This window comes from Chryseobacterium sp. ERMR1:04, from assembly GCF_001297705.1.
GTDB lineage: Bacteria > Bacteroidota > Bacteroidia > Flavobacteriales > Weeksellaceae > Chryseobacterium.
Genome location: NZ_LIRF01000003.1, coordinates 80938 through 105080, shown reverse-complemented (window position 1 = coordinate 105080; position 24143 = coordinate 80938). Strand labels below are relative to the sequence as shown.

At 34.4% G+C, this 24143-nt stretch carries 25 protein-coding genes; 5 read left to right on the top strand and 20 right to left on the bottom strand.

Annotated features, from left to right (window positions below; all coding sequences use genetic code 11):
- Positions 1–14: 14 nt before the first annotated feature.
- The 3 genes from AMQ68_RS00575 to AMQ68_RS00565 all read right to left on the bottom strand — a co-directional run bounded on the left by AMQ68_RS00575 (position 15) and on the right by AMQ68_RS00565 (position 3343).
- Complete coding sequence (locus AMQ68_RS00575) at positions 15–1052, bottom strand: peptidylprolyl isomerase (RefSeq protein WP_241775074.1); 1038 nt, start codon at positions 1050–1052, stop codon at positions 15–17.
- 78 nt (positions 1053–1130) lie between these two features.
- Positions 1131–1640, bottom strand: a complete 510-nt coding sequence (locus AMQ68_RS00570; RefSeq protein WP_054508695.1) for a hypothetical protein — start codon at positions 1638–1640, stop codon at positions 1131–1133.
- A 629-nt stretch (positions 1641–2269) separates the two neighbouring features.
- Entirely contained in the window at positions 2270–3343 is a 1074-nt protein-coding gene (locus AMQ68_RS00565) for a branched-chain amino acid aminotransferase (RefSeq protein ID WP_054508694.1), read from the bottom strand.
- Between the two features lie 84 nt (positions 3344–3427).
- Here AMQ68_RS00565 and mnmD point away from each other — a divergent pair, with 84 nt between their 5' ends.
- Both mnmD and AMQ68_RS00555 read left to right on the top strand, forming a co-directional pair.
- Positions 3428–4102, top strand: coding sequence for a tRNA (5-methylaminomethyl-2-thiouridine)(34)-methyltransferase MnmD (mnmD, locus tag AMQ68_RS00560; protein WP_054509966.1), 675 nt, complete (start codon positions 3428–3430; stop codon positions 4100–4102).
- A 132-nt stretch (positions 4103–4234) separates the two neighbouring features.
- Entirely contained in the window at positions 4235–4651 is a 417-nt protein-coding gene (locus AMQ68_RS00555) for an NUDIX domain-containing protein (protein WP_054508693.1), read from the top strand.
- Positions 4652–4670: 19 nt separating this feature from the next.
- Here the strand turns inward: AMQ68_RS00555 and AMQ68_RS00550 are convergent, their stop codons facing one another.
- Positions 4671–5375 carry a DUF4294 domain-containing protein gene (locus tag AMQ68_RS00550; RefSeq protein WP_054508692.1) on the bottom strand — a complete coding sequence of 235 codons (705 nt, stop codon included), beginning with the start codon at positions 5373–5375 and terminating at the stop codon, positions 4671–4673.
- Between the two features lie 51 nt (positions 5376–5426).
- Here AMQ68_RS00550 and AMQ68_RS00545 point away from each other — a divergent pair, with 51 nt between their 5' ends.
- Together AMQ68_RS00545 and rpe are read left to right on the top strand one after the other, a co-directional pair.
- The gene (locus tag AMQ68_RS00545) at positions 5427–6503 is read left to right on the top strand and encodes a M28 family peptidase (RefSeq protein WP_054508691.1); all 1077 of its coding nucleotides are present in this window, start codon (positions 5427–5429) and stop codon (positions 6501–6503) included.
- Positions 6504–6617: 114 nt separating this feature from the next.
- The gene (rpe, locus tag AMQ68_RS00540) at positions 6618–7268 is read left to right on the top strand and encodes a ribulose-phosphate 3-epimerase (protein ID WP_054508690.1); all 651 of its coding nucleotides are present in this window, start codon (positions 6618–6620) and stop codon (positions 7266–7268) included.
- Positions 7269–7663: 395 nt separating this feature from the next.
- Here the strand turns inward: rpe and AMQ68_RS00535 are convergent, their stop codons facing one another.
- From AMQ68_RS00535 to AMQ68_RS00475, 13 genes are all read right to left on the bottom strand, one after another.
- Complete coding sequence (locus tag AMQ68_RS00535) at positions 7664–8758, bottom strand: DUF692 family multinuclear iron-containing protein (protein ID WP_054508689.1); 1095 nt, start codon at positions 8756–8758, stop codon at positions 7664–7666.
- A 3-nt stretch (positions 8759–8761) separates the two neighbouring features.
- The gene (locus AMQ68_RS00530; RefSeq protein ID WP_054508688.1) at positions 8762–8956 is read right to left on the bottom strand and encodes a hypothetical protein; all 195 of its coding nucleotides are present in this window, start codon (positions 8954–8956) and stop codon (positions 8762–8764) included.
- A 592-nt stretch (positions 8957–9548) separates the two neighbouring features.
- Positions 9549–9965: a nucleoside-diphosphate kinase gene (locus tag AMQ68_RS00525; RefSeq protein WP_054508687.1), complete on the bottom strand. Its 417-nt coding sequence runs from the start codon at positions 9963–9965 to the stop codon at positions 9549–9551.
- Positions 9966–10384: 419 nt separating this feature from the next.
- On the bottom strand, positions 10385–11575 hold the full coding sequence (locus AMQ68_RS00520; protein WP_071254635.1) for a multidrug effflux MFS transporter: 1191 nt from the start codon (positions 11573–11575) through the stop codon (positions 10385–10387).
- 130 nt (positions 11576–11705) lie between these two features.
- Positions 11706–12035, bottom strand: a complete 330-nt coding sequence (locus AMQ68_RS00515) for a helix-turn-helix domain-containing protein (RefSeq protein WP_054508685.1) — start codon at positions 12033–12035, stop codon at positions 11706–11708.
- Positions 12036–12102: 67 nt separating this feature from the next.
- Positions 12103–12582, bottom strand: coding sequence for a hypothetical protein (locus tag AMQ68_RS00510; protein ID WP_054508684.1), 480 nt, complete (start codon positions 12580–12582; stop codon positions 12103–12105).
- 7 nt (positions 12583–12589) lie between these two features.
- On the bottom strand, positions 12590–13516 hold the full coding sequence (gene rsgA / locus AMQ68_RS00505; RefSeq protein ID WP_054508683.1) for a ribosome small subunit-dependent GTPase A: 927 nt from the start codon (positions 13514–13516) through the stop codon (positions 12590–12592).
- Positions 13517–13641: 125 nt separating this feature from the next.
- Positions 13642–14724, bottom strand: a complete 1083-nt coding sequence (locus AMQ68_RS00500) for a chorismate mutase (RefSeq protein ID WP_054508682.1) — start codon at positions 14722–14724, stop codon at positions 13642–13644.
- A 419-nt stretch (positions 14725–15143) separates the two neighbouring features.
- The gene (locus AMQ68_RS00495; RefSeq protein ID WP_241775014.1) at positions 15144–15650 is read right to left on the bottom strand and encodes a hypothetical protein; all 507 of its coding nucleotides are present in this window, start codon (positions 15648–15650) and stop codon (positions 15144–15146) included.
- 110 nt (positions 15651–15760) lie between these two features.
- A complete protein-coding gene (gene dnaX, locus AMQ68_RS00490) occupies positions 15761–16846 on the bottom strand; it encodes a DNA polymerase III subunit gamma/tau (RefSeq protein WP_054508681.1) in 1086 nt (361 codons plus the stop codon).
- Positions 16847–16943: 97 nt separating this feature from the next.
- Positions 16944–17573 (bottom strand): TetR/AcrR family transcriptional regulator, encoded by a 630-nt coding sequence (locus AMQ68_RS00485; protein ID WP_054508680.1) that lies wholly within the window; start codon positions 17571–17573, stop codon positions 16944–16946.
- A 15-nt stretch (positions 17574–17588) separates the two neighbouring features.
- A complete protein-coding gene (locus tag AMQ68_RS00480; protein WP_054508679.1) occupies positions 17589–18845 on the bottom strand; it encodes an aminotransferase class I/II-fold pyridoxal phosphate-dependent enzyme in 1257 nt (418 codons plus the stop codon).
- A 353-nt stretch (positions 18846–19198) separates the two neighbouring features.
- The gene (locus tag AMQ68_RS00475; protein ID WP_054508678.1) at positions 19199–19948 is read right to left on the bottom strand and encodes a response regulator transcription factor; all 750 of its coding nucleotides are present in this window, start codon (positions 19946–19948) and stop codon (positions 19199–19201) included.
- Positions 19949–20042: 94 nt separating this feature from the next.
- Between AMQ68_RS00475 and AMQ68_RS00470 the strand changes: the two genes are divergently transcribed.
- A complete protein-coding gene (locus tag AMQ68_RS00470; RefSeq protein WP_054508677.1) occupies positions 20043–20690 on the top strand; it encodes a DUF1349 domain-containing protein in 648 nt (215 codons plus the stop codon).
- Positions 20691–20968: 278 nt separating this feature from the next.
- On the opposite strand, the gene AMQ68_RS00465 is transcribed toward AMQ68_RS00470, so the two are convergent.
- From AMQ68_RS00465 to AMQ68_RS00455, 3 genes are all read right to left on the bottom strand, one after another.
- Entirely contained in the window at positions 20969–22201 is a 1233-nt protein-coding gene (locus tag AMQ68_RS00465) for a hypothetical protein (protein ID WP_054508676.1), read from the bottom strand.
- Positions 22202–22566: 365 nt separating this feature from the next.
- A complete protein-coding gene (locus AMQ68_RS00460; protein ID WP_054508675.1) occupies positions 22567–23436 on the bottom strand; it encodes a LysR substrate-binding domain-containing protein in 870 nt (289 codons plus the stop codon).
- A 63-nt stretch (positions 23437–23499) separates the two neighbouring features.
- On the bottom strand, positions 23500–23709 hold the full coding sequence (locus AMQ68_RS00455) for a hypothetical protein (protein ID WP_054508674.1): 210 nt from the start codon (positions 23707–23709) through the stop codon (positions 23500–23502).
- Positions 23710–24143 lie beyond the last annotated feature (434 nt).

Sequence of the window (24143 nt, the reverse complement as noted above, 5' to 3'; positions counted from 1 at the left end):
TCATAAAGCTTCAATTATGGAACTTTCACAAGCTCAACATCGAATACTAACCATGCATTTGGTGGAATCACTCCTCCTGCACCTCTTTCTCCGTAACCCAATGTTGGTGGGATTAATAAAGTAGCAGTTTCCCCTTCTTTCAATAATAGGATACCTTCGTCCCATCCTTTGATCACTCTTCCCATTCCGATTGGAATTTCGATCGGCTCATTTCTTTTGAATGAAGAATCAAACTCAGTTCCATCTACCAATTTCCCTGCGTAGTGTACAGAAATATTATCACCCGATTTTGGAGCTTTTCCATCTGTCGTCTTCGTGATTTTGTAGTATAATCCTGATTCAGTTTTTTGCATTCCTGCCTGTAAATCCTCAACCATTTTCAACTGATTCGCTTTGAATTCTTCTTCTTTCTTCTTTTTGTCAGCCTCTTCTTTAGCAACATACGCTTTATTGTTTTCAGCGATCTTAGCCTTACCTTCAGTGAAAGTTTTTGCTGCATCGTAGTGCTTGTACTCGTCTCCTTTACTGAAAATTGACACTTTTTCAAGTACAATATCAGTTCTAGGCTTATCCTGAGCTCCTTTATCTACATTAGCAATGGCATCAATAACATCGTTACCTTTTACTACTGCTCCGAAGATCGTGTGTTTTCCGTCTAACCAAGGCGTAGCTACTTCAGTGATGAAGAACTGAGAACCGTTGGTATTAGGTCCAGAATTCGCCATTGATAAAATACCTTTTCCTGTGTGGTGAAGATCGTTTCTTTCGTCCTCGAATTTATATCCCGGATCTCCAGCTCCTGTTCCTTTAGGATCACCTCCTTGGATCATGAAATCTTTAATCACTCTGTGGAAAATAGTTCCGTCATAAAAAGGAACTCCTTTAGCTTTAGATTTGTTATCGATCTTTCCTTCTGCAAGACCAACAAAGTTAGCCACAGTTACAGGCGATTTTTTGTCTTCAAACTTTACAATAAGGTTTCCTTTAGTTGTTTGAAGATTAGCATAAAGTCCGTCTTTAAGCCCTTCGTAAGTTTCTTTGTCTACGTTCATTTTTTTATAAATTGGTGTACAACTCATCAGCGAGATACTAGCCGCTGCCAGAATTATATTCTTGTTAAACAATTTCATTTATAATGCTTTTAATTTTATGATCAATGGGATATCGTTATCTATTTTTTTCTCGTCTCCAAAGGTTCCATAGGCCAGTGCAGACGGCACCAAAAGGGTAACTTCTTCTCCATCATGTATAAAACGCAACGCATTTTCTACCGCTTTTAATTCATCAAAGTGTCCAAATTTGGCATCTCTTCTTGCAACAGGTTCGTCATAAATCTTGGTATCATCAAAATCATACAGATCATAAGAGTAAGAAATAAGGGAATTATCTTCTCTTGCTTCCCTCTTATCAAAACCTTCGGCCGTTACCCAGTAATTAAGCTGTGTAGGATAAAATTTCACAGATTGCATTCCGATCCATTGCTGAATCTGGTTTCTTTCTATTGAATTAAGATTCTTCATTCTGTCTTTGGAGACATCCAGATCTTTTTTACTTAAAACTCCACCCACAGGAGGATGAGACTGTGTATTACTATGACAGCTCAGCAGGCTTATTACCGATATGAAGAGTATTTTTTTCATAAACTTTTGCGAAAATACGCATTTCAGGAATCATTACAAAAACTTGAAGAAGATATTAAATAAAACTTTTTTATTTTTTCTTCGTTTTAAATCATTAAAGTTTTAAAGAAGGAATGAATAGTTTTATATTATATCGCAAGGATAAACAAAGAGTAAAAAGTTTTTTAACGCAAAGATTTATTTATAATTCTATGTAAGGAAGCAAAGAATTGAATCAATTGTATTGATCTTTATGAAGCTAGTTTAATCAGCGACTTTGTCGCAACTCTTTGCTTCCTAAAAACAAAACGTGTTTATCGTAAAACTTTGCGTTTAAAAATTAATTTTAAGGTTGATACCTTATTATCATCTGGAAGAATCTAAACATCGTTAATAATAGACGCTTCGACTCCGCTCCGCCTGACAGTGGATAATGTTGTGAATAGTATTAGCGTTGTCAGGCGGAGCGGAGTCGAAGCCTTCATTAAATATTTTAAAATACCTTGCGCCTTCACCATTCACAAATAATACAAGTTCAAAGCTTAAACTATTTTTCACATCACCATTCTTAAAACTCTAAAAATCAAAACAAACAGAAAACAAAAAAAGCCAAGAAAATCTTGGCTTTAGTATATTATATGGAAGTTGAATTAAACTGTTTCAAGAACATTTTTCTCAACCAATACTCTCCATCCGAAAGTATCTTCTGCATTGTTTGTCTGAATGCTTACCAAATCATTTTTAAGGGTAGCTGCATAGCTTTCATCATCAGAAAGTGAAGGCAACTGTAGCTTATCTCCGTTGTATCCTAACGCCTGGAAAACAGTAGTTACTACCGCAGTTCCAACTCCCCAAACTTCCTTCAGAGTTCCGTTCTTTTGCGCTTCTACAACAGTCTTTACAGCAATTGGTTCAACCTTTACTTCAATCCCTCTTTTCTTAGCCAACTGAATAAAGCTATCTCTTGTTACCCCATCTAAAATCTTCTCAGAAGTTGGCGGCGTGTAAATAGTATTATTAATTCTAACGAATACATTCATTGTTCCACTTTCTTCAAAATATTCGTGCGTAGCATCATCTGTCCAGATAATTTGCTCGTATCCTTCTTCCATTGCTAACTGAGTCGGGTAAAAAGATGCTGCATAGTTTCCTGCTGCTTTTGCAGAACCAACACCACCGCTTGCCGCTCTTGAATAATGGTCTGAAATTTTTACAGAAACAGGTTCTGTATAGTAACTTTTTGCAGGTGTTGCTACGATAGCAAACATATATTTATTAGAAACTCTAGCTTTAAGAACCTCTTCTGTAGCGAAGATCAATGGTCTTAGGTATAATGATGTTCCTTCTCCAGAAGGGATCCACCCTCTGTCTAGATCCACTAATGCTTTTAAGCTATCTAAAAATATTTCTTCAGTTACTTCCGGCATTGCAAGACGTGTAGCTGATTTATTGATACGCTCAAAATTCTTTTCAGGCCTGAAAAGGAAAACCTGTCCGTCCTTATCTTTGTAGGCTTTCATGCCTTCAAAACAAGCTTGCCCGTAATTTACCCCCATCATAGCAGGCGTAAATAATAATGGACCATAAGGAACTAATTTTACGTCACCCCATTTCCCATCTTCATACTCACAAATGATCATATGATCAATGAAAGTATCACCGAATGAAAAATTATTTGGGTCGAATGTAGAAATTCTTGAGTTTTCAGTTTTTTGAATTATCATTTCTAAAATTTTTTATGATGTTCTACAAATTTAACATAATTTTCTAAATATAAAAATTTTACATTAAATTTGACAAAAAAAAGCTTGAAACGAGAAATTAAAACCACGAACGACGGTAGTAAAACTTTGTTTATCAACGATTTAAATGAAAACTACCATTCTCATCACGGAGCTCTGCAAGAAGCAGAACACGTGTTTATTAAAAATGGATTAAATTTAGTAAATGATTACGAAATTAATATTCTAGAACTCGGTTTTGGAACAGGTTTGAATGTTTTGGTTACAATTAATGAATATTTAAAAACTGACAAAAATCATATCATCAATTATTTTTCCCTCGAAAAGTATCCCATAAATGAATCAGAAATTGAAGATTTAGCCTACTTTGAGCATTTTGACAACCCAGAATTAAAAGAAATTTATCAAAAAATTCATCAGGCAGACTGGGGGAAATCGGTTGAAATTGTTAAAGGGTTTACGCTACAAAAGATACAATGCGACTTCTTTGATCTGAAAGACATAGAGTTACCGAAAATCAACCTTGTTTATTACGACTGTTTTGGAGCAAGAGTTCAACCCGATCTTTGGGAGATGCCATTATTTGAAATGGTTTCCAATAAAATGAGTGTTAACGGTTTATTAACAACTTACTCTTCTAAAGGAAGCGTAAGACGAATTTTACAGGAGCTTAATTTTAAGGTTGAAAAAAAACAAGGTCCTCCGGGGAAAAGAGAAATGATCAATGCAGTGAAGCTCTAATATAGTAGGCTGGAAGATAGAAGCTGAAAGATTTACATCCTTATATATAGGAATAAACTTCCAGTATCTATCTTCCAACTTCACCCCTATTTTTAATCAATTTTCCTTAATTTAGCTTTACAAATTTTAAATATGATAGATAAGATCAACGTTAGAGTGTACGCATGTGCCGTGAAAGACAAAAAAGTTCTTACATTATTTGAAGAATACGTGGGTGAATCTTTAATGAAGTTTCCAGGAGGTGGCTTAGAATACGGAGAAGGCATTATTGACTGCTTACACCGCGAGTTTGATGAAGAACTCAATGTGAAAGTAGAAATCGTAGAGCATTTTTATACGCAGGAAAATTTTCTGGTTTCGCGCTTCAGAAAGAACGAACAACTGCTTACCATATATTATATAGTACATATCACCAACGAAGAAGATTTTCTTATCATGGATCCATGCATCGAAAAAACAGAATGGATTTCCATCGACAGACCGGATAATCCGTTTTCGTTACCAATAGATAAAATAGTATTCGATAAACTAAAAGAAAAATACCTGTAATTGCTTACAGGTATTTTATTTATTTGGTCACTTTAAATGTGCTTGCTCCGGGATACGGCTGAAGGTAGCCGGAATTCCAATTGGATTGTAAAAGAGATTCTAAAAATTCGTCTGTTCTGTTTTTATGCGGATTGTATCGGTCTTTCAAATCGATATCTGCCATTTTACCTTTTAGATTCCACCAAAATGCGTTAAACCCTCCTCTAAGCTCCTTAATAATTTCAAATACACTTTGGTCCGTTGCTCTGTTCATTAATTTTGCAAAAACCTGACCTTCCGTGGTGGTAAGATCTCGCAGTTGCTTTTCATATTGATCAGCCAGCATATTCTGTCTGTCTCTTACATACTTTCTTTTTGCTTTACTATCCAAATCTGTCATTTCCTTTTGAATATCTCTGTACTGCTGAAGTGCGGTTACAAATAAAGGATAGACTCTGTATAATTTTTTATTAAGAAAATAGTAATAATTTTTATCTAGCTGATTATTGAATTTAGGTTTGTTCACTAATACCAACTCATCCATCGCTACTACCGTTTCACCGTTGATCTCATAGATCCTGGCTTTTTGGCTTTCATCGTAATAGTATTTGTTTCCAAATTCATCTACTTTTAATAGCTCTTGTGGATACTGACTCAAAGGCTTTGCAATCACGGAATCCTTTTGTCCGAAAACAAAGACGCCAAAAAAGAAAAGAAAAAGACAAACAATCTTACTAAAATTCATTATTTTTACAAGTATTATAACGAAAATTAAACGCAAAAATCATTCCTTTTTATGAAATTTGAGAAGAAATCTTTGAAATTTTTAGAAAAATACTTAAACACTTCATCACCAACCGGTTATGAACACAAAGGTCAAGAAGTCTGGATGGACTATATTAAACCTTATGTTGATAAAATTGAAGTAGATCATTACGGAACGTGCTATGGGATAATCAATCCCGATGCCGAATTTAAAGTAGTAATTGAAGCACATGCTGATGAAATCTCTTGGTACGTAAATTACATCACCGATGACGGATTGATCTATGTAATCCGAAATGGAGGCTCAGATCAGACCATTGCGCCTTCAAAAGTGGTACATATTCACGGAGAAAACGGAATCGTAAAAGGAGTTTTCGGATGGCCGGCAATTCACACAAGAGGAGCCAATCAGAACGAACCCATTCCTAAAATTGACAACATTTTTATCGACTGCGGTGCGGTCACCAAAAAAGAAGTTGAAGAAATGGGAGTTTACGTTGGATGCATGATTACTTACCCTGACGAGTTCTTCGAAATGAATGACCGCTACTTTGTCTGCAGAGCGTTAGACAACAGAATCGGAGGTTTTATGATCGCTGAAGTGGCAAGACTTTTAAAAGAAAACAAAAAAACGATTCCTTTTGGGTTGTACATCACCAATTCTGTTCAGGAAGAAGTAGGTTTATATGGAGCTGATATGATCGCAGATACCATAAAACCCAATATTGCTATCGTAACCGATGTTACCCACGATACAACGACTCCAATGATCGAAAAGAAAAAAGAAGGCGACCAGAAGTGTGGTGACGGGCCTGTTGTTTTCTTTGCTCCAAGCGTACATCATGTAATCAGAGAGTTGATTATTGACACTGCAAAAACCAATAAGATTCCTTTCCAGAGAGCAGCAGCAAGCAGAGCTACAGGTACTGATACAGATGCTTTCGCACACTCTAATGGTGGAGTTCCTAGCGCATTAATTTCTTTACCGTTACGCTATATGCATACAACGGTAGAAATGGTATCCAAAGAAGACGTAGCCAATGTGATTAAGTTGATCTACGAAACGATTCTGGAAATAAAGCCTGAAATGAAGTTGAAATATCATTAGGATAAGACATTAGATACCAGACACTCAATATCAGATTAAATTATTAGGTAATTTTTTAAATCTGATATTGAGTGTTTTGAATCTAAAATCTAAATAAAAGTATAAAAAGTAAAAATGAAAACAAAGCTTATTGCTCCTTCCCTTTTATCTGCAGACTTTGGGAATCTGCAAAGAGACATTGAAATGCTAAACAATTCTCAAGCCGACTGGTTGCACGTGGATGTAATGGACGGCAGATTTGTACCCAACATTTCATTTGGTTTTCCTGTGATGAAAACAATTCAGCAGTATGCTAAGAAATTTGTAGACGTACATTTAATGATTGTAGAGCCTGAAAAGTATGTGGAAGAATTCATCAACCACGGTGCTGATCTTGTTTCTATTCATTATGAAGCATGTACTCATCTTCACAGAACGATTCACCATATCCAAAGTTTGGGAGCAAAAGCAGGGATTGTTTTAAACCCATCAACACCTGTTTTGATGCTGGAAGATATCATTGCTGATGTAGATCTTGTATTATTAATGAGTGTAAATCCAGGATTTGGAGGACAGAAATTCATTGAAAACACTTACAAGAAGATCGCTGAAACGAAAGATATGATCTTAAGTAACAACTCCACCGCTCTTATTCAAATAGACGGAGGCGTAAATTTAGACAATGCTTCTAAACTTTTCGACGCTGGAGCCGATGTTTTAGTGGCCGGAAATGCAGTTTTCTCAACAGAAAATCCTGAAAGAACCATTGAGCTTTTAAAAATCTAAGTCTTTTAATCGCTAAAAATAGAAAAAGGCAGCTCTTGGGGGGCTGCCTTTCTTCTTTCTCATAATCTGAGCTTATGATGGTTATTAGTTTCGTTTTTTAAGCCTTAGTGTTTAAATCCTTATGTTCTAATGCTGATGTAAAGATCAACAATATTTTCAAATAAAAAATCCGTAAAAACACTGAATTTTCATTACGTATTTTTACTTATTGAAAGTTTTTAGCGAAAAATATTTTCACTATTACCTACCACACCATAAATTGTAAATCATTAAAAACAAACAAATTACATTTCCTAAAATCGGTGATATTCAAAAAATAAACAATTTTCAAAATCGATCTTCCTCTGGCTTCATTTTTTCAATCGTAAAATAGCAACATCAACAGATTCAATTGATCAATAAGAATTCCATTTTTTAATGATATTTTTAGCAGTATTAATCATCTCTTTATTCCAATCTTCTGACTTGAAATAATGAAGTTTTTCAGTCATAATATCTTCCGGCGTATTTGATTCGCAAAGAAGTTTGGTTAGTTTTTTCTGATCCTCAAAAAGAAGATGATCTTCAAAAGGTTCAACAATCTTCTTTTCTTTTTTAATCCAATGGTTCGTAAGCAAAGGAAGCTTTATCGCATCAATGATTTTTTTTGCTCTTCTAAAATCTTTGATAAAAGAAGCTTTATCTTTTTCCGCCCCAATTGTATTTCCAAGCCTTTCAATGATAACATATTCAAGATTCTTACATTGCTTCAAAACATAAGGAAGAATCTGAAAGATGTCTTCAGGAATACAGTCGTCATGGGTATCCCTTCTCACATATTTATCTTTGCTGTAAATACTTTCCTGCCAGCTTCCTCCGGACAAATGAATTTCTTTTACTTGATCAAGAGGATATAAACGAATAAGCTCCTTCATATCAATCTCAAAATTATGAGCCTGACAATATATATTATGCAGATCTAAAATTAGGAATCCATCAACATCTTCAATTAACCTGCTCAAAAACTCACCTTGCTCTTCTACATCTTGTTTTGAAAATGAAAAAGCAAGATTCTCTATTCCTACAGGAACATCTAATACATTTTGAAGACGTTGTAACCTGTCTTTTCCCGTCTGTAATGTGACAGCATTCAATGGTAAAGGAAGAGGAATTCCCTGATGGAAATTCTCAGTATTCATAAACCCAAAATGTTCCGTAATATGAGTATACCTACGTTTTTGAGTTTCCGTTTTTAGATTTTCCAGCCATTCGTGGTGACGATCAGTCCATACTGCATTTAACAGCGAGTAATACACTCCGTGACCAATAAGCCGATTATTTTCAGCATAAAAATTGAGGAGATTACTGAGCCATTGCGGCTCTTCTACCCCATAGAAAGTATCAAATGACCATTCTAACACCTCAATTTCACTATTCTCCAAAAGAGGTAAAATGGCAGTAACAAAATCTGGTTCTGCCATCATTGATAATCCTAAAAGTGCCTTTCTCATTAATTATCCCATTCCACATGCAGGACAGCCGTGTCCAGAATATTTTACAATGGTATCTTTTTTCACAATAGGCTTTGGCACCGTATCTTTTTTTATTTTACTTACTGGTTTCTTCGCCTTTTTTGGCGTTGGCTTTGTAGTCTGTGCAGACGCTCCTACTGCAAATAAACTTGCCATTAATAATGATGGAATTTTCATACTTTAAATTTCATTGGGAAATTACAATTATTATTCCATTTTTACATTTAACAAAACGATCCTTCAAATTCATAATCAATATATCAAACATTTATTATTTTCTTTAAGCATTCATAATTGCCACCACAGAATACGATTTTATTCTATTTTCAATGGTTATTTTATGATTGCCAATAAGTATTGTCTAAAATCAATCTTAGCCCAAAACCAAGAGCCTGTAGCGTACTTTCAAAAAAGAAACACACCATTTACCTTAACTTTAGGCTTATTGTATTAATAGAAATAAAAAATGGGATTACCAGATTGTGAATCATTAAAGAAGCTTCTATGATCATCATAAAATTTACAGTAAATGATGTGGGAGCGACCGGCTCGGAATTATTTACATTGATATTCCCAAAGAAAGATTTGATAAGGACATGATTACCATTGTGATACTGATAGAAAAAACTATAGAATTGTATCTGGAAAAAAGTAGGTATTATTGAAAACAGCGTATAAATCTGCCAAAAAACAGGACAACATGGCATAAAAAAAAACAAAAAATCCAGAATTACTTCTGGATTTTTTTATTGTAAAAGAAAATTCTTACTTAGAAAATCTCTCTTCCAGAAAAATGGAATTGAGCTTCGATAAGAGCGTTCTCGTTAGAATCTGAACCGTGAACCGCATTCTCTCCGATGCTTCTAGCAAACATCTTTCTGATGGTACCTTCTGCAGCTTCAGCTGGATTAGTAGCTCCGATTAAAGTTCTGAAATCATCAACTGCGTTGTCTTTTTCTAAAACAGCAGCAACGATTGGTCCTGAACTCATGAATTCTACTAATTCTCCGTAGAAAGGTCTTTCTGCGTGTACTTCATAGAATTTTTTTGCGTCAGCAACAGTAAGTTGAGTTAATTTCAACGCTTTGATCTTAAAACCTCCTTCAGAAATTTTACCTAATATAGCACCGATATGTCCGTCTGCAACAGCATCAGGCTTAATCATAGTGAATGTAATGTTAGACATAAATGTATATTTTTTTAATGCCGCAAAACTACAAAAAATATTTTTGATTTTAATTTTAATTTTTTTTTAACATAAAAATAACTTTTATTAAGAAACGGAAATAAAAGTTGGCACAGTAATTGTTTATTCTATTCCGATTCTCATGTTTAATTTGAGTTTTCATGGTTATTAGTTTTTACCCAGCTTCGGCTGGGTTTTTTATTTCCTCTAAATTCAGATAAGACTTATCATATTTATTACAAAGAAAACGATCGATTCAAAAATCTTTATCATTCAGCTTCTTTTTAAAGCAATGAAACAAAAATCAAAATCTTTTTAATTTTATTTTCAAGAAAAAGCAACAGAATATTCTCCCTTCATCCCGCTTTTAATGACAGTTATGGCACATTCTGTCACAAATCATAACCAATTGTCAGGTTTTATGCCATAAGTTTCTTTCGATCATAAATTTTATACGCCAAGCCCATTGCTATTAGTCCAAGTAAGATTCGTGTAATAATCATTGGCATAATTGATTTTGACTCTAAAAACCCCACCAATGCAGACATTATGAACGTAACCATTAATTGTGTAAACCCCATTAATGCTGCTGCCGTACCTCGCCCTTCCTTAAAAGGTGACAAAGCATGACCTGTTGTAATGGGAAATAAAAGTCCTATTGCGATTAAAGATGAAAACAACATGGCGATTTCTAAACTTACTGGCAGATTATAAGCAGAAATAAAGAAATGCAACACATTCGTAGAAAACAAAAGCACCGTGGCTGCCAATAATATTTTTGTATCTTTTATTCTCCGTATTAATTTTGGAGTTATGAAAGCTGCAAATATTAAGGCCAATGAATTAAACGCAAATATAAAACTGAAAACTTCACTAGAAAAACCATGGATCTCCATAAATAATAACGGAGCATTTGAAATATAAATAATCAAAGAAGCAAAAGCACTACTTCCAATCACTGTATTGGCAATAAAATCTTTATTGGAAATTATTACTTTTAGCTGGTCTTTTAATTTTGCTTCATCTGCTGCAGTATCAGGAGAGGTAATTCTTGAATTGGTTTCCGGAATATATTTAATGACCAGAATTAGCGTTAAAGCGCCTAAAATACTTAAAAAACTAAAGGCACTATTCCATCCCCAAAACCTTAGGAACACACTTCCCAGCAAAGGAGCTACAATGGGAGCAATTCCGCTTATTTGGGATTGTTTAGAGAAAATAGTCACCGCTTTTTCTTTGTCATAAAGATCGATAACAATAGCCCTTCCGATTACAATTCCGGCACTTCCACCAAAAGCCTGTAAAAAACGCATAGCCCACAATACAAATATATTCGTGGTGAAATAAATCGCTAACGCCCCTATAATAAAAAGACCCAAACCAATATACAATACCGGTTTTCTTCCTTTTTTATCAGATAAAGGTCCCCATAACAACTGTCCTATTGCAAAACCTGCGAAAAATATAGAAATGGAAATTTGAATATGCCCAATATCGGTCTGGAAAATTTGTGCCATCATCGGAAAGGCAGGCAAATACAGATCGATGCTCAACGATTCGAGCGTGTTTAAAAGGGCGAGAATAAAAACAATAATACTTAAGTTTCTCATAAAGAATTTTTATAAATCATTAACCAACTCCATGAAGGCTTTACAGCTGGCAAAATTCCTTTAAAAAAGAATAGCTTCCCATACAAGAACTGAGGGAAGTAAAGCACAAACTGAGGATTAATTTTAAGTCTTAAATGTTAGAATTTTTAAACTGTTCAGGGTTATATCCTGTATGTTTTTTAAAGAAACGGGAAAAATAAGAAGCATCATTAAACCCTAATTTAAAGGCCACTTCTTTTACTGTTAAAGCTCCAAAGCTTAATTCTCTTTTAGCCTCAAGCAAAAGACGCAGACCAATCATCTTTTTTACAGTTGTTCCTCTTAAAATACGAACGATATCATTAAGGTGATGATTGCTTACGCTTAATCTTTCAGCATAAAATGTGGTATCTTTTTGCGTCGTGTAATGTTCTTCAATAAGCGCAACGAGCTGTTGAATTCTTACATTGTCATTACCCATATTATCCGAAGTCGTAAGCTGCTCGGTAATAATGATACAAAAAGCTCTTAAGTAGGCTTTTATAATATTATCCGAAGTCGTAAGCTGCTCGGTAATAATGATACAAAAAGCTCTTAAGTAGGCTTTTATAAGATTGATCCGGGAGTTGATATTCCTCGCGGATTAATTCAGCAATAACCTGACAGGTTGTATAACTTTCGGAATCTAAGATAAAAGGGTGCGTTCCACTTTCAAGGATCACTTCTATTTCAGAAACTTCCTGAAAAATCTCTCTACTTATGGCAAAAACAAAACCTTTCTCGCCACGCAGTTTCATATTGAAAACCTGCCCTGGCGCAATAATGCAAATATGATTATTCTTGATGGAATATTCTTTGAAATCTAATTCTAACCGACTGTTTTCATGAGTTTCCTGAAACCAGATAATTTCGAAAAAATTATGCCGATGAATGTCATGAAAATTTTCAGGATGACCATTCTCCAGCTTCATCACTTGAAATTTTTCAAATGTTAGATTATGGATAGGAATATTTTTTCCTGAGTTCATTAAAGAATTATTTTTGGGCTAATTCATCCGCCTCGTCCATTAATTTGATATAGGTAGAATATCTTGAATGTTGAATTTCTCCAGTTTCCAATGCTGCAAGAACAGCACATTTTGGTTCATTAATGTGCATGCAGTTGTGAAATTTACATTCTTTTCTCTTTCTAAATATTTCAGGGAAATAATGTTGCACCTCTTCTTTTTCAATATCAATCATTGCAAATTCACGAACTCCTGGAGTATCAATCACATTTCCTCCAAAGTTCCAGAAATGCATTTGTGCAAAAGTCGTGGTATGCTTTCCTTTAAGATGAGTGTCTGATATTTCAGATGTTCTGATATTCAAACCTGGCTGTAATGCATTTACCAGCGTAGATTTTCCACATCCGGAATGCCCGAAGAATACGGAAGTCTTGTCTTTTAAAAGCAATTGAAGATCATCTAGATTCAGTTGAGAATACGATGAAATTTCTAATGAATTGTATCCTATTTCCTGATAAAGAAACTCAATATCTTTTACCAGTTCTATTTCATCCTCATTTAAAACATCAATTTTATTGAACAAAATCAAAGGTTCGATATTGTATGCTTCACAGCACGACAAAAATCGATCTAAGAATCCAAGGGATGTTTCAGGATGCTTCAGGGTAAAAATAAAGCACGCTACATCAATATTAGAGGCAATAATGTGTGCTTCTTTTGAAAGGTTCACTGATTTTCTGATCAGATAATTTCTTCTCGGTTCAATTTTAGTGATCCAAGCGACATCATCCTGTTCCAGTTGAAATTCCACAAAATCTCCTACAGCAAGCGGATTGGTTAATCTCGTTTTGATTAATTTGAATTTGCCTCGAATTCTGGCCTCGAAAATTGTACCGGTTTCCATTTCTAAAACCTGATACCAACTTCCTGTAGATTTAATGATTTTCCCTTTCATATATTAAGATGGTGCAAATATAAGGAATTAGGAATTAGGGCTTAGGATTTAAGGCTCCAGATGTTAGAAAAATTTGATAAAATTAAACTCAACCGTAAACCCTGACTCCTAAGCCCCAAATCTAATTATTGTCTGTCTATCATAATGCTGTTCTGCACTTCAATAGATTCTTCATGAATTGCTTTGAAAACTTTCTCAATAAAGTCCTGAGACATTCCTGTTTCTTTTGCTTTTTGTGTAGCGTATTCTGTAATTACTTTCCAACGTTCCGGCTGGAAAATAGCGATATCGTTTTCTTTCTTCAACTTCCCGATTTTTTCAGAAATTTTCATTCTTTGAGAAAGAAGTTCGATCAATTGGAAATCCAGATCAGAAATCAATGTTCTGTGTCTTCCCATTTCACCGTCAAATCCTGCCAATCCAGAATTTCTAACTTTTAGATTTCCGATTAATTCAGCTAATACTTCAGGCGTAATTTGCTGTGATGCATCACTCCAAGCTTCATCAGGATTACAGTGAGACTCAATGATAGCACCTTGGTAACCAACGTTCATTGCTTCCTGTGTGATATCTGCCAATCCTGTTCTGTTTCCACAGATGTGAGAAGGGTCAATCAACATCGGAATATTCGGGAACTGACTCTTGAAATCTAATGCAATCTGCCAGTTCGGGTTGTTTCTGTATTTTGTTTTTTGGTAGGTAGAAAAACCTCTGTGTATCGCTCCAAGGTTCTCAATACCTTGTCCTAACAATCTTTCTAATGCTCCGATCCACAATGCTAAATCTGGATTTACCGGGTTTTTAACCAATACGGTTTTTTCTGTTCCTCTTAGCGCCATTGCAATTTCCTGAACCGTAAATGGGTTTACTGTAGAACGTGCCCCAATCCAAAGAATATCCACATCTGCTTCCAATGCTGCAAAAACGTGGTGTGCATTTGCCACTTCTGTAGCCGTTTTAAACCCGTATTCTTCCTTTACTTTCTTTAGCCAGTTAAGACCAATTACTCCTACTCCTTCAAATCCGTTTGGTTTTGTACGCGGCTTCCAAATTCCTGCACGGAAAATAGGAACCTGCGCATTTGTTTCTTTAATCCTCTTTGCTGTTTCCAACATTTGCGCTTCACTTTCCGCACTACATGGTCCTGCGATAATCATTGGTTGTGAAAACTCATTGATCCAATCGTTTTTTAAATCTCTTAAATTCATCTTGTTAATTTATTTTATTTTTAATTATTTTGATATTATATACAAACAGGAAATTCCTTATAAAGTTTTCTTTATAATTTCTTTCAAAAAAATGCCGTTAAAAAAATTTAGTGGGAGAAGGAATGATGATAGAAAATCAAATTATTCCTTGTATTATTTTTTGAGAAAGAAATTTAGTTAGCTATACCAATAAAATCGATAATACTCTCTAAAATTTCTAAGATAGCTAAACGATAAACCAAAATAACTGCTAAAAAAATCAGCAGTTGCAAAACCAAAAAGGTTTTTAGAGTTAGGTTTATGTAATATAATTTGTTCCACTTTTATGGTGTGAATCTTCTATTCTAGCTATTAAATAATAATAATTTGTACTTGTTAAAAAGTTATTTTAAACAAATTGACTTTGCAAATATATAAAATTATGACAAATCAAACTTCATTAAATCATCAAGATCTTTCAACAAAGGATTTTTCTCAATGAACTTTTCAAATATACTTTTCTTGGTAACAACCTCAACCTTAAGGCTTTCGAAGTCTCTTTTGTATTCAATTTCAATAGAATAATTATGTACTTTTCTTTTGAAATGATTAAAAAATTCTCCGCTTATCTTATCAAATTCTACTTTTGCAGAATCTGAAGGATAGGAAACCTGAATATTATGTTCATCTATCTTAACTAATTTAAAAGCCTTAATAGCATTAAAAACAAATGTATTCTTGGATTGCATTTGTTTTAGTAGCAAATTCCATTCCATTTGTAAATCGGTTTCGGTAAAATGATTTTTTGGGAGATCGTCCGTTTTTATCGCAAGATTTTCATCTTCCTTTTTTTCTACCTTCTCTTCTTTGTTCATAAAAGAATTGATGCTGAAGCCGGAAGAGGTACTTTGTCTTGATAATGGTTTGGAAGTTTTTTTAACAACCACTTCCTCAGAGTTATCTACAACAGGTGGTTTTACAACTGTTTCTTCTTTCTTTTCTTGTGATTGTTGCGGAATTACTACTTCAATTTTTTCATGAAGGAATGGCGCCAGTATTAAGAACTTTTTTTTTTTGTAACGTCTATATTAGCCGTTAAAGAAGCCAATTGCATTAAAGCAATTTCTACTGTAAGTCTTGGATTTTTAGAATTTTTATAATTAATATCCGCATGATTACAAATCTCAATAGCATCTATTAATTGTTGGGCGTTCCATTTCCGGGCCTGTTCAACAAATTTGGCTTTTGTTTTTTCCCCTACTTCAATCAAATCGATTGTGGAAGTATTCTGAGCCATCATGAGATCTCTAAAGTGGCTTCCTAGTCCTGCAATAAAGATATGGGCATCAAAACCTTTTTTTACAATTTCGTTAAAAGCAAAAAGAGCTTCAGGAATTTTATTTTCTTTGGCAAAATCTACAATTGTAAGATATTGATCATAATCTAAAATATTAAGCACTTCGGCAGCTTTTGCCAGTGTAATATTTTTTTGAGAAAATGTAGAAAGTCTGTCGAATATAGAAAGGGCATCCCTCAAAGCACCATCAGCCTTCTGAGCGATAAGATATAAAGCATCGTCTTCATATTGAATATTCTCTTTATGAGCAATATTCTTTAGATGCGACTGAATATCTTCAATCACAATTCTTTTGAAATCATAGATCTGACAACGCGATAAAATGGTCGGAATTATTTTATGCTTTTCTGTAGTTGCCAGAATAAAAATTGCATGCGCAGGAGGTTCTTCCAGCGTCTTAAGAAAAGCATTGAAGGCAGCAGAAGATAACATATGTACCTCATCTATGATATATACTTTGTATTTACCAACCTGAGGTGCAAAACGTACCTGATCTATCAACTCTCTGATATCATCAACCGAGTTATTGGATGCAGCATCCAATTCATAGATATTATACGCAAAACCATCTTCTGAAACGGAACCATCTTTTTCGTTGATCTTTCTTGCCAAAATTCTGGCACATGTAGTCTTACCAACGCCTCGAGGTCCACAAAACAGTAAAGCCTGGGCCAACTGATTTTCTTCAATAGCATGTTCTAGCGTATCTGTAATATGAGATTGCCCAACAACAGTGTCAAACTCTTGAGGACGATATTTTCTTGCAGATACGATAAAATTTTCCATTGGTCAAAAATAAGAAATATAGTTCTAATCTGAAAATTTAAATTTTCAAAATTTCTGCTCAACCTTAGTTTTTAACAAATGGAAAATTTTTAATAAGTTATTTTTTTTCCTCGTATGCAAAATCGATCAATTCAACAATTGCTTTTTCGATCTCTGCTCTTCCTTCATCAGTTTTCATATCAATACCGCAAAACTTGTTGGCATTGTACCCTGTATAAAGATTTAAGTAGTAAGCTCCAGAAATAATTAAAGCCATAATTGCTCGGTATCTAGTAGCATTCTCACCAAAATGAGGATCGGTAATATGTTGAAACAACACATCTCCTACTTCTTCACGCTGTTCTACTAATTTTCTAAGAATAGGTTTACTTTCTGAAAGTTCCCAAAGAATAATCTTTTGAAGTTCTTTGTTCTTCTTCAGGTTTTCAAACTGGTTAAGTACTGCAGTTTTAGAAAGCTCTTTACCACCGTCGGAAAGATCTACTTCCTCCGTCTGATTAAACTTCGTCCAATAATCCTGAGACTTGATATATTCGTCAATTAATTTATCAGTACTTCCAAAATATTCATAAATAAGTTTTTTGTCGAAGCCAGCAACAGCTGCAATCTTACTTACTTTTAAACCTGAGTAACCTTTTACTCTTAAAATTTTACCAACTGCGGCAAGTAATTTTTGTTTAGTTTTTTCTTTGTCCCTGATAGGGCCTTGCACTACTTTTCTGGGCATAATACTCGTATTATTTTATTTTTTTGCAATATGCAATTTTTTGTTGATATCTTCAAACGCATTCAGCGTTTTATCAAGATGTTCTTTTTCATGTCTTGCCATTACACTCATTCTGATGCGGGCATCTTTTCTGGCAACAGCAGGGTATAAAATAGGGTTTGTATAAATTCCCTGTTCAATGAGTAGTCTTCCAACGTCTCCTGTTACAAAAGGGTCTCCAATTTTTACGGGAACGATAGCAGAACGTGTAATTCCTGTATCCAGTCCCAAATCATCCAATCCTTTTTTAAAGTAATTGATATTCTCCCAAAGTTTCTGTCTCCAGATAGGTTCTTCATCAATTAAATCAATCGCCTTAAGAATTCCTGCTGAAGAAGGCGGTGCCGTTGCAGAAAAAATTTGTTGGCGAGATTGGAATCTTAAAATTGCAGCTATTTTTTTATCTGCAATAACATACCCTCCTAAATTACCAAAGGTCTTGCTAAAAGTTCCGGTAATAATATCTACTTTGTCTAATAAATTCGCTTCTTCTAAAGTTCCTCTTCCTGTTTCTCCAAGAATCCCTACTCCATGTACGTCATCCACCATCAGGAAAGCGTTATACTTTTTTACCAATGCATAAATCTCTTTTACATGAGAAGCATCTCCGTCCTGTGAATATACTCCATCTATAACTACGAGTTTTGTGCGATAAAGGTTTTCAGAAGTCTTCAAAATGTGTTCCAAAGCCTCTAAATTGTTGTGAGGGAACGTTTTTTTATTGGTGAAAGCACATCCTTCATGCACACTTGCATGTACGGCCATGTCTAAAATAGCAATATCCTCTTTCTGCATCAGACATTGCAATGTAGCACTATTAGCGGTATATCCGGTCGTAAAAACGACAGCTTCTTCTTCATTTCTTCCAAAAAAAGAAGATATTTTTTTCTCAAGGTCATTATGATAGTCAAAATACCCACCAATAAGCGGTGTAGCCCCGGTTCCGGTTCCGTATTTTTCTATCCCTTCAATCGCTGCCTGCTTTACTTTGGGATGCTGTGTAAACCCTAAATAATCACTAGAAACAAAACTGACATATTCCCTATCTTTATTGGCAATATTTACATGAACCAGAGAATTGGTTCCTGTTGTATTTTTCAATCTGTAGTTCATGTGCCCGTTCGATTTCATGTACTCTAGAAATTCGTAAAAGATTTCTGCTCTTTGAGAGATGTTGTAATCTGGGATATTTTCAAAATCCCTAAAAGTGGCTGTTGTAAAGTTAATTTTCATCCTTAATTTCGTTAGCTGTTTAAATAACAAATATAGGATTATTTCACCTTGAAGACTTTTAATTTCCTATTAAATTTTGCTATGCATACAATATTTTAATCATACAATTTGAAAATCAGTGCATTTCACTTCTACCACAACGTTTTAACATCAATTTTAACCCCTGAAAAGAGGGTGTATTTCACTTTAAATTAATAGAAAATGTAAAAATAATTCAACAAAACAGGATAAAAAAAGACGACTACCTCCGTAATCATCTCACTTTCTCATGAAATATTCTGTTATTTTTAACAATATATAATTATTTAACAAAAATAAATCAACGTATTACAAAATTCACATTAAATTAATCATCATAATCCAGAAAAACCACCATTAAATGCTTTTATAGAATTCTTCACATTTAATTTCTCTAAAATATTCTGACGGTGACGGCTTACGGTGTTCACACTGATGAAAAGAAAATCAGCAATTTCTTTACTTGTAAAACCTTCGCCTACAAATTTCAGCACCTCCAATTCTCTTTGAGATAAGATATTTTTATAGTTTAATTTGTCTTCCACCACCACTTCTCCTTTGGAAGAATCTATAATTAAAAAATCTGATGGTAAAAGGACCGATTGATCCAGCGCAATGCTGTATAAGCACAGTGCAAATCTCAGCTTGTTATTGTAGGGTGAATAGGTGTAAAACATACGATGCTGCACAAACCTGTACTCATCATTTTTATCCTTCATCCGAATTCTGGATACCACATTGTGATTGATGCGTTCTTCAGGTGTAAAAGAGTCCATTAGTTTAAAAAAACGCAACTCATGGATGTATTTTTTCAGTTTATCGTCAGGATGTATTTTCTTCAAAATCTCTTCTTCCCAAATTGAATCTATCACCGTAGGATTTTCCTTGAAATTTAATCCTAGCTCTAATGCCGATTTGGAAGTAAAGACATAACTTTTATTGCCCTGCATATCACTCAACACCGAAACGATGTTTTCAATCTGAGCATACATTGAAGCCTGCTGTATATAAACAGCAATATCCAACAGACAATCACTCCCATTTTTATTCAACAGTGTTTTATTAAGTGTATCTAAAATTTCCATAAATGGTTATTTATAATCATTGATGATAAGACGGTAAACTTTTACTTTTGCTAAGTTAAAAATTTACATCCAGTTACACTGACAAAGAAAGATCATGAAGAGAATAATTTTAAGTTTTTGCGTGCTACTGCTGGTTCAGAAGAGTTTTGCGCAGACTTTAGAAAAGATGACCTGGTTCAATGAACCTGAAAAATGGGAAATTAAAAACAATACTTTATCAATGGTTGTCACGCCACAAAGTGATTACTGGAGAATTTCACACTATGGCTTCACTGTAGACGACGCTCCTTTTTATTATACGACTTATGGTGGAGAATTTGAAGCGAAAGTAAAAATCACAGGAAACTACAAAGCGAGATTTGACCAAATGGGACTGATGTTGAGAATAGATAAAGATCACTATATCAAAGCAGGTGTTGAATTTGTGGATGGTAAATATAACCTAAGCACGGTTGTTACCCATACAACAAGTGACTGGAGCGTAATCACTTTAGACAAAACCCCTCCTTCTGTATGGATAAAAGCGGTAAGAAGGCTTGATGCAGTAGAAATCTTTTATTCATTTGATGATAAAAACTATATCATGATGCGCAATGCACATTTACAGGATAATGTTCCTGTTATGGTTGGTTTAATGGCTGCTTGCCCGGACGGAAATGGCTTCAATGCCACTTTTGAAAATTTCAAAGTGAAACACCTTCCCGATGAGCGACGCCTACAATGGCTTGAAAACCACAAATAACGATTGAATTAAATTCAATATACAGTCAATTTTTATTTAACCTCTCATTTTTTGGGAGGTTTTTTGTTTTATATTTTTCATGAAAAAGCCGGATATCGACGATCCGGCTTGATTTGTGTGTTTAGAATCTAAGAGTAAAAATATTGTCCTTACTTATTATGAGGGATAATAAGTAATTCTATTTTTTTAATAGGTGTGTTTATAATTGATGACAAGAATATTAAAATTGTCAATTTTTGAAGTTCATTATTATGAGGGGTAATAATAAAATTTTATTTTTAAGTAAGCCTTGTAAGAACTATTGTATATGATCTGGTAATATTACCATCATTTTTAACATTTATTTGACTACCAGAAGGCATTATCAAGGTGAAATTTAAAGCCGTTGAATTTCCTGTGTCTGCACAAGTAGGTTTACCAGTCCATGACGTAGCTGTTGTATTCTTGTCGATTTCATTAAAAGTAGGTCCCTTAGTATTATTAGTGCTATTGCTTATAAGCCCACTTATTCCTCTAATGGAAAAATTACTATTAGCAGCAATATTAAAAACATAATATTCTGCTACAATAGCATAGCCGCAAGCATCACCCGATGTAACAACTGCTTTATATATAGCATTATCAACCATACCGGCCGTAATAAATGTATTGGTAGCACCACTTGCTACTGAAACCGTATTTGAAATAACAGAACCATAAGTCAATGAAACAGAAGCCTTTGACAACACACCATTAGCATCAGAATATACAGGTGTTACTGCATTAGATCCGGCAACCTGAGTCATTGTTCTCACTCTTGTTGTACCGTTTACGTCCAACGTATTGGTTGGAGATCCATTATTACCAATTCCTACACTTCCTCCAACACTGCTTATGGTTGCATTTCCTCCATTAGTACCAAGTGCTCCCCCCATAAAGGCATTTCCGTTTTCAAGCAATACTAAACGACGAACACTATTGGTACGGTCAATAATACTGAATTGGGAAGTAGGTGATGTTCCTTCAGGGTCAAGTCCCCATCTGGAAGCAGCATTAGTAAGCCTAACTTCTGCTCCTTCTACATGAAACTTTGTAAGTGGGTTTGTAGTTCCCACTCCCATATTTCCGGTAGATAGCATGGTAGCCACTGTTGTTAACGTTTGACCATCACCATAGGTACCTACAGAATTTGATCCTACATTAAATTGCAATCCCGATTCCGCTCCGGAAGCATTGATAGATGGGATACTTGGAGTAACATTAAACCATAAATTATCCCAACTTCCACTTGCTGAGGAATTTTTAATCCCAAAAGTAGTTCCCACAATATCAACTTTCGCAGCAGGGGCAGTCGTCCCAACTCCCATGCTTCCTGTAGCTGTTACCGCAATATCATTGGCTTGTTGAGCTCCTGTAGGAACTCCTGTTGCCGGGTTATCTCTGGCAGCATCTATATTAAAAACGCCTTGCGGATTGGATGTTTGAATCCCAACTTGCGCGTTAGCATTTATTGCAAAAGCCGAAATAGCCATTACAATAGATAATATAATTTTTTCATATTTCTAATTGATTATTAGTATTTATTGTGTGAATCTACAACATATAAATTATAAAATCAACAAAAAAGCGTCAAATTATTATTAAAATTAGTTAATTATTTATTTATAATGACTTAAATTTAGCGAAAATACAATAATTAACTAAAAATAACTCCACTATCATGATTCCTATTTATAGTACGCTAACCACTTATTATAATGATAAAAACATTAATTATTATAGACAAAATCATTTATGAAAATTTTAACATTTACATGAAAACTTTTGTACCATGAATAAGTAGAGTTATAGAAACAAAAAAAATAGTAAGAAATAAGATAATTTCGGTGTGATGGTTCTATTTTACATTTAAATAGGAATAAAAAACAGTCATTGCTTTTTTTTCATACGCATCTTTTAAAGAAATCAACATCGCGGTGCGGATCATATTCTTCCCTTTGATCGGGATGGTAAGCAAATCATCTTTTTCGGTGACTGTTGTTTGTGCTAAAATGGTAAACCAATTTCCACTTTTGGTAAGCTCAAGCAAAGTGGGAATATCATTTATTTCTATGAGAATTTGAGGCGATAAATTATTGCTTTCAAAAGCTTCAGTAACAAATTTAGTGGTGCTATACCCTTTTGTAGGCAACGCTAAGGGTAATTCTGTGATTTCTTTTAACGTAATGCTTTCTTTATCCTTAAAATCAGATTTTTTTGAAGCTACCAATGTCATTGGAGAAGTAAAGAGAGGGATGTAATTAAAAATCTTTTGCTGGGCTCCTGTAGCAAAAGTCAGTGCAAAATCAATTTCCAGATGGCTCAGCTTTTCAATCAGCTCAGAAGTAGTTCCGAAAACGATATTTACCCTCACTCCCGGATATTGTTTAGAAAACCGAATGAGCGCTTCTATTAAAGTAGAACGCATTCCGTATGTCACTCCTATTGTAAGCTCCCCTTTTTTTAATTCTTTCAAATCCCGTAAAGCCAAAAAGCCTTCCTGTGATTTAAGGAGGCTTTTTTCTGCATATTCTGAAAAAACCGCACCGGCTTCTGTGAGCACAATGCGCTTTCCTATCCTATTAAATAAAGGAATACCCAATTCATCTTCAAGCTGTTTGATTTGCTGTGAAAGCGTACTTTGACTTATGTATAAATGACCAGCAGCTTCTGTAAAATTAAGAAGTTCTTTGGCTTTAAGGAAATATCGAATTTGTCTGAGTTCCATTTTTGTCAATCGGTTTAAACGATGAATTACCCCGAAAGATACTATTTTACAAATTTAGAAACCTTAGCACCTGCCAAAAATTTTGTCTAATTTTATTTCTGCAACATTTTCGTCTTCAAAAATAAGCGACAACACTATTTTTCTTCTCAACCAAGCTGTTCCTACTTCATAGGTCCAGGTTCTATTATTAAAATAATTAAACCTATCCCCCATTTCTTTCTTGATTTCATTACGTGTTTTACCCAATAAATGGGAGAAATTTTCTTTTTTCATTTGTGTGTGTTTAGCTCTACGTATCAAAATGGATACCAATAATGAAATCATCTTTCTTATCAACATCATCACTAGCAATCTATTAAGTGTTTTTTTTTGTAAGATTTAATTGAACAATAGGTTACGGTTTTCTGGTTTTGATATTCTTTTTTTAACGCGAAGACCGCAAAGTTTTTCAACCCTAATTCCGTTGATTTTTAAGTTCGCAAGGGCGTTTGATTACGTCAAACCTTCTATTTTCACTCAGCGAAGATTATTCGTTTACCATATCCATTCTATCTGTCTTTCAGAGCGGCGTGGAATCTACGTTCATTTTGTAGAAATTATTTTGTAAATCTTTGCTGAGATTCTTACAGAAATCGAAGATTCGATGAAGTCAATCACAACGTGTGTGTCTTTAATTATAGCAGAAAGTATAATATTTTGGTTAAAAT

Bases quoted from the DNA above. Each gene is read 5' to 3' on its own strand.
- AMQ68_RS00530 (WP_054508688.1), bottom strand. From the start codon at position 8,956: ATGAAAATTCCATCATTATTAATGGCAAGTTTATTTGCAGTAGGAGCG.
- AMQ68_RS00485 (WP_054508680.1), bottom strand. From the start codon at position 17,573: ATGCCCAGAAAAGTAGTGCAAGGCCCTATCAGGGACAAAGAAAAAACT.
- AMQ68_RS00475 (WP_054508678.1), bottom strand. From the start codon at position 19,948: ATGGAAATTTTAGATACACTTAATAAAACACTGTTGAATAAAAATGGG.
- AMQ68_RS00470 (WP_054508677.1), top strand. From the start codon at position 20,043: ATGAAGAGAATAATTTTAAGTTTTTGCGTGCTACTGCTGGTTCAGAAG.
- rpe (WP_054508690.1), top strand. From the start codon at position 6,618: ATGAAAACAAAGCTTATTGCTCCTTCCCTTTTATCTGCAGACTTTGGG.
- AMQ68_RS00455 (WP_054508674.1), bottom strand. From the start codon at position 23,709: ATGAAAAAAGAAAATTTCTCCCATTTATTGGGTAAAACACGTAATGAA.
- AMQ68_RS00545 (WP_054508691.1), top strand. From the start codon at position 5,427: ATGAAATTTGAGAAGAAATCTTTGAAATTTTTAGAAAAATACTTAAAC.
- AMQ68_RS00510 (WP_054508684.1), bottom strand. From the start codon at position 12,582: ATGAACTCAGGAAAAAATATTCCTATCCATAATCTAACATTTGAAAAA.
- AMQ68_RS00550 (WP_054508692.1), bottom strand. From the start codon at position 5,375: ATGAATTTTAGTAAGATTGTTTGTCTTTTTCTTTTCTTTTTTGGCGTC.
- AMQ68_RS00555 (WP_054508693.1), top strand. From the start codon at position 4,235: ATGATAGATAAGATCAACGTTAGAGTGTACGCATGTGCCGTGAAAGAC.
- AMQ68_RS00465 (WP_054508676.1), bottom strand. From the start codon at position 22,201: ATGGCTATTTCGGCTTTTGCAATAAATGCTAACGCGCAAGTTGGGATT.
- AMQ68_RS00570 (WP_054508695.1), bottom strand. From the start codon at position 1,640: ATGAAAAAAATACTCTTCATATCGGTAATAAGCCTGCTGAGCTGTCAT.
- AMQ68_RS00500 (WP_054508682.1), bottom strand. From the start codon at position 14,724: ATGAATTTAAGAGATTTAAAAAACGATTGGATCAATGAGTTTTCACAA.
- AMQ68_RS00515 (WP_054508685.1), bottom strand. From the start codon at position 12,035: ATGGGTAATGACAATGTAAGAATTCAACAGCTCGTTGCGCTTATTGAA.
- AMQ68_RS00525 (WP_054508687.1), bottom strand. From the start codon at position 9,965: ATGTCTAACATTACATTCACTATGATTAAGCCTGATGCTGTTGCAGAC.
- AMQ68_RS00480 (WP_054508679.1), bottom strand. From the start codon at position 18,845: ATGAAAATTAACTTTACAACAGCCACTTTTAGGGATTTTGAAAATATC.
- AMQ68_RS00520 (WP_071254635.1), bottom strand. From the start codon at position 11,575: ATGAGAAACTTAAGTATTATTGTTTTTATTCTCGCCCTTTTAAACACG.
- AMQ68_RS00535 (WP_054508689.1), bottom strand. From the start codon at position 8,758: ATGAGAAAGGCACTTTTAGGATTATCAATGATGGCAGAACCAGATTTT.
- rsgA (WP_054508683.1), bottom strand. From the start codon at position 13,516: ATGAAAGGGAAAATCATTAAATCTACAGGAAGTTGGTATCAGGTTTTA.
- AMQ68_RS00460 (WP_054508675.1), bottom strand. From the start codon at position 23,436: ATGGAACTCAGACAAATTCGATATTTCCTTAAAGCCAAAGAACTTCTT.
- AMQ68_RS00575 (WP_241775074.1), bottom strand. From the start codon at position 1,052: ATGAACGTAGACAAAGAAACTTACGAAGGGCTTAAAGACGGACTTTAT.
- AMQ68_RS00565 (WP_054508694.1), bottom strand. From the start codon at position 3,343: ATGATAATTCAAAAAACTGAAAACTCAAGAATTTCTACATTCGACCCA.
- dnaX (WP_054508681.1), bottom strand. From the start codon at position 16,846: ATGGAAAATTTTATCGTATCTGCAAGAAAATATCGTCCTCAAGAGTTT.